11 protein-coding genes are annotated in these 14,346 nt (G+C 54.1%); 1 reads left to right on the top strand and 10 read right to left on the bottom strand.

Going from position 1 to position 14,346, the window contains the following annotated elements:
* Positions 1 to 62 precede the first annotated feature (62 nt).
* The 6 genes from ACN0XZ_RS12065 to ACN0XZ_RS12040 all read right to left on the bottom strand — a co-directional run bounded on the left by ACN0XZ_RS12065 (position 63) and on the right by ACN0XZ_RS12040 (position 7,659).
* On the bottom strand, positions 63 to 875 hold the full coding sequence (locus tag ACN0XZ_RS12065) for a LytR/AlgR family response regulator transcription factor (RefSeq protein WP_417458025.1): 813 nt from the start codon (positions 873 to 875) through the stop codon (positions 63 to 65).
* 35 nt (positions 876 to 910) lie between these two features.
* Positions 911 to 2,152 carry a sensor histidine kinase gene (locus ACN0XZ_RS12060; RefSeq protein ID WP_417458024.1) on the bottom strand — a complete coding sequence of 414 codons (1,242 nt, stop codon included), beginning with the start codon at positions 2,150 to 2,152 and terminating at the stop codon, positions 911 to 913.
* A 28-nt stretch (positions 2,153 to 2,180) separates the two neighbouring features.
* Entirely contained in the window at positions 2,181 to 3,290 is a 1,110-nt protein-coding gene (locus ACN0XZ_RS12055; protein WP_417458023.1) for an efflux RND transporter periplasmic adaptor subunit, read from the bottom strand.
* 23 nt (positions 3,291 to 3,313) lie between these two features.
* Positions 3,314 to 6,418, bottom strand: a complete 3,105-nt coding sequence (locus tag ACN0XZ_RS12050) for an efflux RND transporter permease subunit (protein ID WP_417458022.1) — start codon at positions 6,416 to 6,418, stop codon at positions 3,314 to 3,316.
* Between the two features lie 170 nt (positions 6,419 to 6,588).
* Complete coding sequence (locus ACN0XZ_RS12045; protein WP_417458021.1) at positions 6,589 to 7,062, bottom strand: hypothetical protein; 474 nt, start codon at positions 7,060 to 7,062, stop codon at positions 6,589 to 6,591.
* An 84-nt stretch (positions 7,063 to 7,146) separates the two neighbouring features.
* A complete protein-coding gene (locus ACN0XZ_RS12040) occupies positions 7,147 to 7,659 on the bottom strand; it encodes a hypothetical protein (RefSeq protein ID WP_417458020.1) in 513 nt (170 codons plus the stop codon).
* A gap of 123 nt (positions 7,660 to 7,782) precedes the next feature.
* On the opposite strand from ACN0XZ_RS12040, the gene ACN0XZ_RS12035 reads away from it, so the two are divergent.
* Positions 7,783 to 8,550 carry a DUF1295 domain-containing protein gene (locus ACN0XZ_RS12035; protein WP_417458019.1) on the top strand — a complete coding sequence of 256 codons (768 nt, stop codon included), beginning with the start codon at positions 7,783 to 7,785 and terminating at the stop codon, positions 8,548 to 8,550.
* Positions 8,551 to 8,718: 168 nt separating this feature from the next.
* Here the strand turns inward: ACN0XZ_RS12035 and ACN0XZ_RS12030 are convergent, their stop codons facing one another.
* The 4 genes from ACN0XZ_RS12030 to ACN0XZ_RS12015 all read right to left on the bottom strand — a co-directional run bounded on the left by ACN0XZ_RS12030 (position 8,719) and on the right by ACN0XZ_RS12015 (position 14,118).
* Positions 8,719 to 10,242: a PepSY-associated TM helix domain-containing protein gene (locus ACN0XZ_RS12030; protein WP_417458018.1), complete on the bottom strand. Its 1,524-nt coding sequence runs from the start codon at positions 10,240 to 10,242 to the stop codon at positions 8,719 to 8,721.
* A gap of 13 nt (positions 10,243 to 10,255) precedes the next feature.
* On the bottom strand, positions 10,256 to 10,858 hold the full coding sequence (locus ACN0XZ_RS12025; protein ID WP_417458017.1) for a hypothetical protein: 603 nt from the start codon (positions 10,856 to 10,858) through the stop codon (positions 10,256 to 10,258).
* A gap of 442 nt (positions 10,859 to 11,300) precedes the next feature.
* Positions 11,301 to 12,470, bottom strand: a complete 1,170-nt coding sequence (locus ACN0XZ_RS12020) for an AAA family ATPase (protein ID WP_417458016.1) — start codon at positions 12,468 to 12,470, stop codon at positions 11,301 to 11,303.
* The gene (locus ACN0XZ_RS12015; RefSeq protein WP_417458015.1) at positions 12,460 to 14,118 is read right to left on the bottom strand and encodes an ATP-dependent nuclease; all 1,659 of its coding nucleotides are present in this window, start codon (positions 14,116 to 14,118) and stop codon (positions 12,460 to 12,462) included. Before ACN0XZ_RS12015 ends, ACN0XZ_RS12020 begins: the two co-directional genes overlap by 11 nt.
* Positions 14,119 to 14,346 lie beyond the last annotated feature (228 nt).

Genomic DNA, 14,346 nt, shown 5'->3' with positions numbered 1-14,346 from the left:
TCCCTTAACCGGGTAGCGCATAATGCTCGAGATGGTTGGCATAGATACCTCAGAGTTACCGGCTACAGGAAACGCCCCACTACATCTTTGTAGGAGCGGCTTACCTTCAGCTCTGCGCCGTTCTCAAGAGTGAGGAAACACTCCCCGTTTGAGTGCGGCTTCACCTCGCGCACCTTATCAAGGTTCACGATGGTAGAGCGATGCACGCGCTGGAAAATCCTTGGGTCGAGCCTGCGTTCCATGGTTTTCATGGTCTCACGCAGGATGTGGGTTTTGTCACCCACATGGATACACATATAGTCGCCTGCCGCATCAATGAAATCCACGTCCGCCACATCAACAATGGTGATATGGCCACGGTCCTTTATGCGCAGGTGCGGATCAAACCGGGTGTCTTTATTGTCGAGCGGCTTTTCAAGCAGCGCGGTTAGAGCTTCAACCGGCGGGTCCTGCATCTTTTCAATCAGGGCCACAAGCCGGGCGTTCTGCTCAATGGCGATGCGCTGCGCCATATGTTCACGCACGCGGGCCATAGCTTCCGCCAGCCGTTCTTCTTCAACAGGCTTCAGAAGATAATCAAGCGCGTGTGCCTCAAACGCTTCAAGCGCATATTGGTCATAGGCTGTTACAAACACCACGAGCGGAATTTCCGCCTCCCCCACAAGGGACCGCAGCACGGAGAACCCATCAAACCCCGGCATCTGGATATCAAGGAACACCAGATCAGGCTTCATTTCCTTGATCGACTTCACAGCCTCCCGCCCGTTCGAGCAGGAGCCAATGATCTCAACATCATCAAATGGCTGGAGCCGAATGGTAAGCCCCCGGATAGCCAGCGGTTCGTCGTCCACAAGTAGCGTACGAATTTTAGCCATAAAATTCAGTCCTGTCGTCTTTCTATCCCTAAAGCTTAGGGTCGTTTTTCTCGTTCGCAAGGGATTTCAATACGGATACCCAAGCCGCTTGGCTCCAGATTGGTCAGCACAAACCTGTGGTTAGGCCCGTAGATCTGCAAAAGCCGCTCTTTTGTATTGACGATACCGACACCTGAGCCAGACTGGCTGACGATATTCTCAAGGTCCGCAAGCCCCGGTCCGTCATCCTCCAACAGCACAACAAGCTTGCCGTCCTTCACGTCAGCGTTCACTCGTATGGTGCCGCCTTCAATCGATGGCGCGATGGCATACTTGATGGCGTTCTCAATAAGTGGCTGCAAAAGCAGGCTGGGAATAAGTGCGGTTTTGGCTGCCTCAGAGATATCAAAATCCACCTTCAGGCGGTCGCCAAAACGCACGTTTTCAATATCGAGGTAAAGCCCCAACGCATAAAGCTCCTGATCAAGGCTGATGCGCTGCGTGGGTTGGTTCACAAGCGTGAACCGCAGAAAGCTTGAGAGCTTGGTCAGCATCTGGTTAGCTTCTGTCTCCGACTTCTCAAGCACAAGGGTCGAGATTGCGTTCAGCGTATTAAAGAGGAAATGCGGGTTTAGCTGATACCGCAGCATCTTCAGCTGGGCTTGGTGCGCCATGGCTGTTGCTTTCAGCACCTGTTCCTGTTGTTCCTGCATGCTCTGGTAATAGTGGTAGCCAAAATAAAGCGCCGACCATGCAAAAAGCGCGGTCGATTCAAACATGGCATTCCCGAAAAGCTCGAGGCCTGTGAAAGGCACCCAGCCTGGCATCAGGAACGGCGCAATATAAAGCTCAATGGAGGAGAAGATAAGCCCGCAGGCCCCACACACAAAAATCACGCACAGCAAAAGCCAATGCAGCGCCCATTCCCGCACCATGCGGTAGAGATTGCGCATAACACTTGTCATCGCGAAGCCGATCAAGGCCGCTGCAATAATAACCCAGGTATAGTGATACAGGTCCTGGCCGCTGGTGATCGCCTGAAATGTCCTGAGCAGGCAATAGCCGGTCCAGCCCCCGATCTGAAATATCCAGAATGTCCGTTCTTTATCGCCAAAAAGACTGTCCATAGGCGACAGATTCCCCCGAGTTACCTCAACGCTGAACCGGTTCTCCCGCCGCTTTGCGGGCTCCTGCTCATAAAAACCGCGCGCGGGAACTTCATATGAAGCCTCCTGCGCGCGGGCATTATGGTCCGGGTTGCGGCTATCGCCAACAGTGTTTTTGGTATCGTTCGCCATCAACTACTCGAAACAGCACCGCCTGGCCCTAACGGCTGCTTGCCGTTTGGGTCGCAACGTCGCGGAGTTGCACGGCTTGGCCGGGCCGCAAGCGCTCACCGCCCCGTACAACAATCTTATCGCCATTCTCGATCCCGCCCTTGATCGCGACACGAGTGCCGGTTGCGGCACCGGTTGTCACCAAGAGGCGTTCAGCCGTGTTATCCTCCTTAACGCGGAAAACATAGGTGCCGTCGTTCCTCAGCACCAGCGCGTCACGCGGCACGGAAACCACCTGCTGGGGTGCACTGGCCGGCACACCAATCTGCACTGCACCCCCAACCACAAAATGGCCGTCCGCAGGCACTGTCACCCTGATCTCCATGGTGCGGCTCAAAGCATCCCCAACCGGCACAATGGCCCGAATGTTTGTATCAATCACTTCCGCATCCCGTTTCAGCACAACAGATTGCCCGTCCGCCAGCATACGTGAAAGTGTCACGGGTGCCTGCGCACTTACCTCCAGATGCTCGGTATCCACAAGCCGGGCAATCTGACGACCGGGAGAGGAATACTCACCCGCCTGCGCGAGCCGCTCTACCACCCTGCCCGGGAAAGGCGCGCGCACTTTGGTACGGTCAAGGTCAACCTCAGCCTGCTCTGCCGCCACACGGGCCTGCGAAAGCTCCTCTTCTGTCATCAGAAGCGTGCTTTCTGCTTCTTCAACACGGCTTGGTGGTACGTTGTTGTTTTCCGCCAGCTCCTGCACCCGCTTGAGGTCTGAGCGCAAATAACTGATCCGTGCCTCAAGGCGTTTGATCTGGCTTTTGCTGCGCGCAAGCGCAAGCTTCGGGTTGCGGTCGTCAATTTCGGCAACCACATCACCTTCCTTGAGAAGCGTGCCCTCAGGGGCCACCCAAACCACACGCCCTGCAATTTCGGCAGATATCCGGCTGTCGTTCCGGCTGATCACGGTGCCCGGCATATATGCCTGCGGCGCCATCATCTCCGCGTTTGCTTCGGCAATCTCAACCAATGCTGGCGGCTGTTGCTGCTGGGCTTGGGCAGGCATTGCCCCCAACCCCAGTGCCATGCCGACCAGCGTGGTCATCACAAATCGCCTCGGGCGCATGCCCCTCTCATCCTTTTTTGAAAACATGATACATCCTCGCATTTTATTGTTTATTCAGCTGGGTGCAGGCTACGGCGACGCATCCGCGCGAAAGTGGCGGAGATCAACCCCGCTTCTTTGAAACGCAGGAGCGCTGGCAACAGCACCAAAGTAAAGATTGTTGATACGGACATGCCGCCGACGATACACGCCGCCATGCCGCGATAGATTTCACTGCCCGCGCCTGGGAACAGCACAAGCGGCAACATACCCATGATGGAGGTGAGCGTGCTCATGAAGATGGGGCGAAGACGCAGCGCAAGCGCCCGCTCTACCGCCTCATCCCGCGTTAAGCCCTCGGCCTCACCCGCACGGGTTTGTGCAACCAGAAGGATCGCATTGTTCACCACAAGGCCCAGCAGAATGATGAAACCAATCATCGTCAGGAGGTCAAGCGGCGCAAAGGAAACCAGGTTGAGTATCTGCAGCGCAAGCACACCGCCCACTGTAGCGAGTGGAATGGTGATCACCACAAACATCGCATCCCGTGGCGAGCGGAACAGCGCCGCTAGGATCATGAACAAGAGGCCAAGCGCCAAAATGAAGTTCACCGCCAACGAGCCAACCGCACGGTCAAGCGCATCTGCACTACCGCCATATGAGATCAGGCCATCAGCAGGCATCATCGGCTTAAGCTGCGGTTCAACCTTCTCTTTCAGAATGGCGACCATATCCTCAAGCGCCATATCATCCGGCTGGTTGATGTTCAGCGTCACTGTACGCTTGCGGTCAACACGCTGCACAAAGGTTGGGCCCACACCGCGCTCAATCTGTACGAGGTCGCCCAGCACCACCGTGCCACCACGAGGCGTCGCAACCGGTACGCTTTCCAGCATCTCAGGCTCCGCCCAGTCTTGCGACTTCAGGATCATGTCCACCCTGCGTTCGCCGTCAAAATGCTCGCCAAGCCATAGGCCATCACCCAGCGCCCGAACGATGTTTGCAACTTCGTTCCGGGTAAAACCAACCTCCGCAAGGCGGCGGTCGTTGGGGCGAATTTTCAGCTCAGGCGAGATCACGTTCGGGTCCGGGTTAGGCTGCGCACGCGCACCTGGCAGGTGTTCTTGCACAAGCTGCATCGCGGTTGAGATCACATCCCTGAGCCCATCAAGGTCACGCGACTGGATATGCATCTGAACCGAGCCATTGCCACCAAAGCCGCCAAAAAGGTTGCCTTGTTGGCCAAAGGCAAACACATCCGGGAAGCCCACAAGGATCTCTTCGTTCACAAGGCGCTGCAACTCCTGCACCTTGGACTGATCTTTCGCACGAACACCTAGTGTACCGGCGGCACCGTTCGGGAAAGTGATGATGTAATAGTTCCTGAGCGCAGGTTCCTTTTCACCTTTCATGTAAGGCTCAAGCCGCTCAACAATTGGTTTCACGATCTCTTTTTCGATCGTCTCGACGTTTGCGCCTGATGGGAACATCATGAACGCATCAACTGCATCCCGCTTCACAGGCGGCAGATAGTTGAGGTTTGGCAGCATGGTATAGCTCAAAAGCACAGCACCAGACATCAGGCCACCAATAAGCGCAATGCGACGCATAGGCGACCCCGTCAGCCACATCAGTTTACTCGCGAAGGCACGGCCGCGTTTCCCGGCATCTTCATTGGATGGCAGTTTTTTGAGCCAGTGCTCAGCCGCAACCGGCAGGATCGTCACCGCCACAATCAGTGACATACCCACCCCGATGGCGATGGTGAGTGCGAGGTCGGCAAACAACTGGCCCTCAACATCCTTAAGGAAAAGAATGGGCACAAAAATCGCAACGGTAGTAGCGGTTGAAGCAAGCAGCGCGCCCCAAACCTGGGATGCACCCAGAAGCGACGCCATAGTCGCCTTTTCACCTCGTTCGCGCAGCCGGACGATATTCTCCAGCACCACAATGGCCGCATCAAGCACCATACCGGTCGCAAACGCGAGCCCCGCAAGCGAGATCACATTCACCGTGCGCCCAAAGAGCGCAAGCACGATAATCGTCGTCAGCAAACAAACCGGGATGGTGAGCGCGATCAAAAGCGTTGCCCTGATCTGGCGCAGGAACCACCACAGCACACCAACCGCCAGCAGCACACCCACAAGAAGGTTGGTGCTGAGGAGATTGATCGCGCGCTTGATAAAGACGGATGGGTCAAATGATTTCTGGATAGAGATACCGCGTTCGGCCAGCATGCCAGCGTTCAGCTCGTCCAGCTTTTCGGTCAGGCGATCAATGGTTGCCAGCACGTTGGCGCCGCTGTTGCGCACAATGCGCATACCAATCGCGGGGTTGCCGTTCTGGTACACCACCTGCGTGGCGTCTGGTGGTGCAACACGCACCGTCGCGATATCGCCAAGCGTTACGGGTTTACCGTTACGCCAATCAAGGATTTGCTCACTCAGCTCAGAGGGATCATAGCGGCCCTGAAAATTCAGAAGATACCGGCGGCGGCCGACCTCAAGATACCCGCCTGAGCTATCAACCGTACGGCCAATCACGCGCGCGATGGAATTGATGCTGATGCCAAGTTCAGCTGCGCGAACCGCGTTAAACTCGATCTGTAATTGTTCGCCAAAGCCACTGCCAGCCTCAACGGACACGCGCGACACGCCTTCAACAGATTCGATCTGTGGCACTACCTCATCTTCGATGAAGGTTACATAGTCGTCCTGCGCGAGCTTGCTGTTTTCCTGAAACTGGGTGAACAGATAAATCAGCGTTTCGCCTGAGGGATCGCCACCGTTCATCAGAACCTGCGGGCGGTCCGCATCTGCGGGAAGCGGCGGCAAGCGGTTCAAGCGACTGATTACCTCAATAAGCGCATGGTCCATATCGGTCTCAAGCGCAAACTCCATCGACACAAAACCGAAGCTGGGGTTTGAGAAGGTGCGCATCTCTTCCATACCGGGGATGCCCTGCATCACTTCCTCAATCGGCTCCACAATCTCTGATTCGATCTCGGAAGGGCTGGCGGCACGCCAGAAGGTTTGCACGGCCAATTGCGGCCGCTCAATGGCAGGGAAAAGTTGCACTGGCAGTTTGGTCAACATGACCACGCCCAGCACAAGGGCCATGGCTGCAATAACCATGACAGCGGCCGGATTCTTCAGGCTCTGCTCTGTGAGTTTCATGGGTTGGGTTTCCTCGCGTCGCTTTGTAATATAGTTACAAAACGCGGTATGAACCCATTCCCGTTTTAGCGGAACATGAATGCGACAAAATGCAGGGGCGCTGCGATAAAACGCCACACTTGAAGGGATTTGCCGCCTCTAATCCAGTGAAGAGAGGCGGTGCGATACGGTTAGTTTGACTCAGTATCAGGCTTGTTTGCTTCGGCTTTTTCGGCGGCCATTTCAGCTTTTTCAGCCTTTGAAAGCTTTTCCATTTCTTCAAATTCACCGAGGCCACAGCTGCCCCACTGGCGCCCGAAGCTATCGAGCACGGTGATGATTTCCATCTTGCAAAGCGATGAAATGGAGGTGGAATACATGAAACGCTCCTCCGCAAACAGGCGGGAGCATTTATGCGGCAGGCGGTTCATATAGGCGCGTTTGCCCACACTTTTGAAAAAGATGGTCTGGTCGTCCACGATGGTGGAATCGCGCAGGAACCGCAACGAAACACAGTGTTTCACGTTACCCGTCGGCTTATAGTCTTCCATAATCCGGGCCATCCGCTTCTCGGACCGGGTCATCTTTTCGTCGCCTGCACTTGTGGTGCCGCCAAAGGTGATCATCGCTACAAGTAGAGTTGGCCACAAAGCTGTTTGTTTCATTCTTGTTCTCACGGCTTGCTCAATTTCCCCCTAAGCCTATCGCGACAAGGCTGAACGAATGCTGAACGACAATTCAACCTTGGCTCAGCCTTCCAGCTTGTCCAACTCCCGCTGCATCAGCATGCGCAGGTCCGCCCCCAGATGCGCGAGCACAATCTGCTCGTTTTTGCCGACACGCTCGAGGCTATCATCAAACGCGAGGCCATGAACCTGCGCCACCTGAAGCAGGTAAGCCACAAACGCATCCGCTCTCGCCCGGATGATCCAGCCAAAGGGCCGCACGGGCGCGCCCTTCTTTTGGCAAAGAATACGAAACTCTTCAACCAGATGCGGAATTAGAGTGTCGCCAATCCGTTTCAAGCCAACACAAAAAGCTTCAAAGGGTGGCAGTTCCTCGTCCGGGCCGTCCTCTTCCTCCTGTTGGCAGGACGCCACTGCCTCCAGTTCAGACACCATGGTTTCAAGCGCATGATCAAGGGACGAGGCGATCTCATCGGCCACGTCCTGTTCCCGCGGGCTGAGGAGCGGTCGGCCGGACGCCTCAAGCCCCCGAAGGCTTGCGCCAAGAAAATCTATGATCGTCGCCTGTTCAGCCATGATGATCCTTTCCTGCCCCATATAGCCCGGCAAACCGCGTTGCGGCAAATCTTCTCGAAAATAATTGAATGACACAATCCAGTTTTCCCCTAGTTCGTACAAGGAGGGAAGTGGAGACATGATATGCAGGCTTTATATATGAACGGCGCGACCGCGCTAGGTATTTCGGTATTAACCCTTTGGATTATCAGCATTTTTCGGGGTCATGTGAGTTTTATTGACGCTTTTTGGGGCACCGGCTTCATTATCACGGCCCTTGCCGCGGCCCACGGTTTGCCGCATATCGGGTCTGCGCAAACCGTAGTGCTTTTCGCCCTAAGTCTTTGGGGAATAAGGCTTTCTTACCACCTATTGAAGCGCTACCTGGCGCATGGTGAGGACTATCGCTATGTGAAAATTATCGGCAAGCGCGAAGGGCTGAGCCGCCATCTCTACTCGCTCGGGATCGTGTTTGTGCTGCAGGGGGTGCTGATCCTGATCATTGTTGCACCGGTGATTGGCCTTCTGGCGCAACCACCACAAGCCATTGATTTATTTAGTATATTAGGCGTAGCGATATGGGCGGTCGGCCTGTTTTTTGAGGCGGTGGGGGACCACCAGCTTGTGCGTTTCAAGGCTGACCCGGCAAATGAAGGCAAGGTGCTGACCACCGGCCTGTGGGCTTGGACCCGGCACCCGAATTATTTTGGCGACGCCTGCGTGTGGTGGGGAATATGGCTTATAGGTCATGACCTTACGCTGATTTTTGCGCCGATTCTCATGAGCTTTATCTTGATGAAATGGTCGGGCGTGCCCATGCTTGAGCGCATGATGAAAAAGCGCCGCCCGGGCTATGAAGCCTATATGGAAAGCACCCCGGCTTTCTTCCCGAAACCACCCAAAAAGCCTTAAAACGGTACTATAATACCGCAAAACTGTGGCATGTGTGGCGGAATCTGTGGCGGAATCCGGGGCGAAAAACGGGGAATGTGTGGCGTATGTGTGGCGCAGGTGAGGCGTAACGTGTGGCAGAGCCCGCCACGCTGGCTCGCTCGCCTCACTCAGCTCTTGCCCACCGTCTTACTCAGCCGCTGAAGGCACCAATTTTCGCACCCGCCCCTTCGGCCACCCCTGCCAGATTAAAATCGCCGCCGTCATCAGAAACGCCACATTCACCCACACCGCCGCCGGTGATGTCACCTCACCCCAATAGGCAGCCCACTTGATGGCAACACCGATGAGGATCAGCACACCGGTCACCCCGCGCAGGAGCCGCGAGAAAGCCGCGCGGTCAGTGGCCAGCAGCGAAAGGCTGATAAGCCCCAACAGCACGAGCCAGAAAATCCCGGTCACCAGCGCGTCCTCGGCGAGGCCGGAGGTCGCCGCGATGAACGAACAGCCAAGCGCAAGCGGTGTGCCCCAAACGGTGGCCGCCCACGCGAGCTCAAGCTTGGGCGCAGGCCGCCCCTTCTCCCGCCGTTTGATCAACCAGATGTTCACCCCGGTGGCGGAGACGATGGAGATCGCGAGCCCGAGCACAGCATAAATCAGCTTCACCGGCAAACCACCGAAGGAGCCAAAGTGCACGGTGTAAGCGCTCGCAATAATCTGCTGGCCCACAGGGCCGTCTGAATGCCCGAGCTTGCCGGTGATGGTGCCGGCTGCGTCAAAATAATAGTTTTCACCATAAATCAGGCGGCCGGGATGCTCGGCGAGGATAATCGCGCCCTGCCCCTTGGTGGCCGGGTCATGCATCATCACATACCACGGCACCACGCCTTCCGCCTCAGCCCTGAGGTTCACGAGCGCCGTGCGGATATCCGCGAGCGGTGCCGGTGTTTCATCCGGCGCGGGGTCAGAGCCGAACACGGGCTCATAAAAGGCTTCAAAATCCCCCTCAAGGTATGTTTCCGCCGCGATATAGGAAAGCACAGACGCGAGGCCAATGGCCGCCCCGGTTACCGCCACGATAAAGTGGAACGGCGCGCCCCACACGCTCAAGCGGTTATGAAGGTCAGCTTCCGCCAGCTGTTTGTTGCCCTTAAGCCGCATGGCAAAAGCATCGCGGAAGATTTTCGGGTGCGCCAGCACGCCGGATATCACGAGCCCCACCAGCATCGCGCCCAAAATGCCCACCACCGTCAGCCCCAGCGTGTTCGGCAGGTGCAGGTAATAGTGCAAACCTTCCAGAAATTCTGACCACGGATGATGCACTTCTTCGCCCAGGTTGCCGTCCGCGTCCGCATACCAGCCGTGGTTGTCGTCATAGGCCACGCTCATGCGCGGCAAGCCTTCGGTGGGCAGCGCCACATAAAAATGATGCGGTGTTTCCCCCGCCCGCGCAAGGCCAGCATCCGCCGCGCGCGCCACTGCCGCAGGCCCCGCCCCGCCCACGGCAAATTCGGTGGCGTTCGGCTGTTCCCAGCGCTGGAACTCTTCATGAAACACCATCAGCGTGCCGGAGATACAGATGATATACATCAAGGCCCCAACGGCGAGGCCAACGGCCGAATGGCCGGAAAGCATCTGGGCCACAAAACCCTTCTGCCCGTTTGGCGTCGCTGCTTTGCCGCCAGATACAGTTGCTTGGCTATTGGACGCCATCACCATGCTCCCCTCAAGATACCAGATAGGTGCCAACAACACCCAGAACGCCGCTCAGGCACACAATACCGCCCCGGCGCAGGGCTGGCATGTCATAGGTGGCAAACACAGACAGCACCGCCCAGAAAAGCGGGAAAGCAAAAAGTGCTGCAAACACCTGCCCCTGTGGGTTGCTTTGTTGCAGCACCCCATAAAGAAACAGCGTGAGGTAAAGCGACGCCGCCCCCGCAATGGGCCCCGCCAGCAGGAAGGTGAGTGTGCGCTGCAGGCCCCGCCGCCAATCACGCGGGGGTTTTTCTCCCGTCGCCACGTCACGCAGCGCACGGTCTCTCGTGCGCGCTTTTTGGGCCTTGCGGCTTTCAGGCTGCTTCCATGCCGCATAGGCAATGGCACCCAGCCCAACCATCATCAGCGCACAAAGCGCCACCGCACTGCCCCAATCTGGCGTGCTGGTGCTAACCCACGGCACAAAAGAAAAGGCAATCAACGCCCAGCCGGTGGCCACAAGGCGCAGGTCGCGCGCGCCTTTTTTCTTCCAGGCCTGCCGCAACACAAGAATGCCCGCAAAGGTCAGCACCACGGCGGCAAGCACCATCAAATAGGATAATTCTGGCATCGCGACCCCTCTGTTTGTGCGCGCACGGCGGGCCACGGGGCGCATACGCCCATAACCCGCCTGAGTATCAAGGTGCGGGCAAGCTATTAAGAATGATTTGCAATGTCAATATTGCAATACGTGACGGGCCCTCGCTTAGTGGGCGTTGGAGGTTGGCGAGGTGTTGCCAACCCGGAGGCCGGCAATCTGATATTTTATAAGAAGCACTGCTGTCTCACTTGAGATGCTCCGCAAACATTTTGCACGTACACATCAAAGTAGCAGCCTTGGCTGAGGTTGCGAAAGGTTTCACTCCCCATTGAGTAGAAATTCGGGTGAGATACTATGTCACCATGTTCCGGTGTTTCGCTGTCCATCAGTTCAAAGATTACGTATTCAGCACCACTTATCTGTGCCGCATACATACCGCGTTGCCTGTTTATTAGAACGACTCTTGCTTGCATCATAAATCTCCATTTTCGACCGGGCGCCAAATTGAAACGTCATCCCGTCGCGGTGCTTCGTCCATCAGAAATGCCACGCTGTACCTAGCTCTCGTAATTGCAACATAGAGCTTATTAAGTGCCTCCGGCGAATTCCGAAGAGGCATAGGGTTTCCAAGTAGAAACTGTATTATTGCGGGTGTCGGAAAAATCAGCACCCGATCATATGTGGACCCTTTTGACTCTCCAAAATTTTGGCAAACATACCCTATAGATTGATCGGGGCGAGACCGCTTACTCCAGCGCAAGATCAGAGGGTTATAACGAGCCATATAGGTCGGGAAACTCTCTTCTGACACGTAGAAAGCTCCGACATGACCTTCGAGGCTTTCGGGGACTTTCCCAGCAAGAGACTCTGTTGGCGCGTAAGCTTCATGTTCGTGAACTGAATCAGCCAAATCGCATATCGATTGAATACATCGATAGCTGTGATTTTGATTGGTACATTCGAAATTCATACTCCGAAACCACTGCTTTTTCTGTAGCGCAGTTCGGGGGCCTTTTGCTGCATGTGAAGTTTGGTAGACGGTTTGCCTGAAATCTCCAACGCAGTGCAGTTCAATAGGGCTCGCCTTTATAATTAGTTCCAGTAGGTTGAAGTCCCAACCGACTAAATCCTGAACCTCATCAATGATCACTAGGTCATAGATTGCTGAAAGCCGCTGGGTCGGATCATACGTTGCATTTCTGCCTCGACCGGATTTTCGTGCTATACAGATTTTTACTGCTAGCTTGGAAATGTATGTCGTGTGGGCTTTCCTATTTACTAAGTAGTGACGAGGGTTCATTCGCCCATGGATGATCTCTGCCCGCCCAGGTAAGGTATAACGATCTCGTCTGTGTGGGTCCTTCTCATCAAACTCTACGTTCAAAATTCGCTGATCAAAAAAACTGCGCTGATAGGGGCGAATGATGTCCTCCAGCAGAAAGGCAAACCAGCCCTTAACGCGAACGTTATGGGGAACGTGGCCATTTATTTCACGAAATTTCTTGATTACTTCAGCTTGGTTGTTGCGGGTGTAGGTTAGGACTAAGACAGTCCTATTCGCTTCAGAGGCACCTAAAGCGTCTCCCACCAATTTGGTGGTTTTACCGGCGCCGGCGCTCGCAAGACTAAATCTATTCGGCAAATTCGAGTGCCTTTCGAATATACTCGGGATAGGTGATGCTGTTGGGCACGCTATCGAAAATCCTGATTGCCGTGTCTACCTTCTTGCCACCATCGTCCTTGAAGAGGTCTTTTAGGAAAGCTTTCTTCCCCGCTAAACCTTCTATGTTGTCGAGCTCAGCTTTCTTTTGTGCCGACAATGCGACCAGAGCAAAGCGATTAAGGGCTTCAATAGTCTCACCATTTGTTTCTATTAGGGCTGGTTCAAGCGAGTTCCAGCTATTGTCTTCAACAGACGAGATTTGCAGATGGGAAATATTATCATAGGGCGCAAACCAATTTACAACGTTAGCTTCATAGTCACCATCGTTGTCTCTGACCACTAATGTTTGGGTACCAATAATTTTTGCAATGTTGAGGTAGTTTTTGAAACCAAGTCCGCTAACAACAATAACATCGATGCCTATGTCTTCGGGTAGCTTGCCATACACATCTTTAAATAACTTTTTTACAACGAGTTCGTCGGAAGGGCCTTCAACAAGTATTGCCTTTTTAGCCAGAACAATTCTTAGAGTGTCATATCCGGGTAAACGTTTAATGCGTTTGATTGTCGCTCCATCTAAGTCTTTTAGCCTTGTATAATTTTCTCCAAGCAAGCAAAGCTTATCCATGCTCAACTTGTTTAGGACGTACGAACTGTGTGTGGTTAGGAAAAGCTGCTTACTCGCATGGTGTTGCTCAACATAACTGATCAGCTTAGTCAAATTCATGTGTGAGAGATGGTTCTCAGGCTCCTCAATCAACACAAGGTCTAGAGTGTCGGCGTTATTGTGGAGTGCGAGTTTGATCTGGATTTGACTTTGCTCACCTTTTCCTATGTGTGCAAAGGGTACGTCATCCACCGCTAGATGAAGGTTGCTTTCCCAAGTGGAATTAGACTTCACATCAGTCGTAATCTTGAGGCCTTTTGAAGTGATCTTGTGATCATTGTCCAGCGCCGCATTTATTCGAACGACTTCAGCGTCGGCATCAAATTGAGTTTTCGTTTGACGATACGCAAAATTGAGGGTCGATCTAGCGGCCTCGTCTAGGGTTTCGCTTAAAATATTATTGATATACTTGTTCTTACCATAAGTAGGATGCAGCCTATCCGGCTCAACACACAAAATCTTGGTTGGGTTAACAAACTTATTTAGCTTCCTCCACGCAAAGTCATACCATTCAACTGCATAAAACTCGGTCGGAAGTGAATTGACTTTGCCGTCCTCGAGCAGCCTCGCATATGTTGGTTCCAAACCCGGACTAAGGCTAATTTTGACGAATATGCCTGTACAGTTCTCATTTAGACTGTTGTTGATGCCCCTTAGTTCGTCGGGCGCATCGGCCAAATAGGCCTCAATCAGAATTTCAGGCAGTCGATCTGCCGTTTTTTGAGAATCTTCACTATCCAAAAATGCCTGAACTGTCTGATTATTGAATAACTCAGCCGTTAATTCTCCTGCCAAGGGTCGGCCATGGATCGTGCAATTTAGGCAAATCTCAATTGCTTCAAGTAGCGTACTTTTGCCACAATCATTATCTCCAACAATAATGTTTGTGTCGCTGTTAAACTCAAAGGTGATATTTTGGAATTTCTTGAAGTTCCTGATAACCAATTTTTCGATATACACGCTGATATCCTTGGTTTGCTCAATTGTGTATGAGTTATACTATCTCATAGGTGCATGAACAACAACCAGAGTTGGCAGCGACGGCTGCATGCCATCCTCCCAGTAGCACCAATCCGCCCACCACCGCCTTGCCTTTAGCGCAACCGCGCTACATGACCTAATAACAAACATATGTGGCGGCCCCGGCTGGCGGGCAGCGCATAAACCGCATTTGTGAGAAGGAGACAA

It is taken from the genome of Kordiimonas sp. (assembly GCF_048264555.1).
Classification (GTDB): Bacteria; Pseudomonadota; Alphaproteobacteria; order Sphingomonadales; family Kordiimonadaceae; genus Kordiimonas.
The sequence above is the reverse complement of the archived record's forward strand: the minus strand, read 5'-3'. Positions and strand labels throughout refer to the sequence as shown.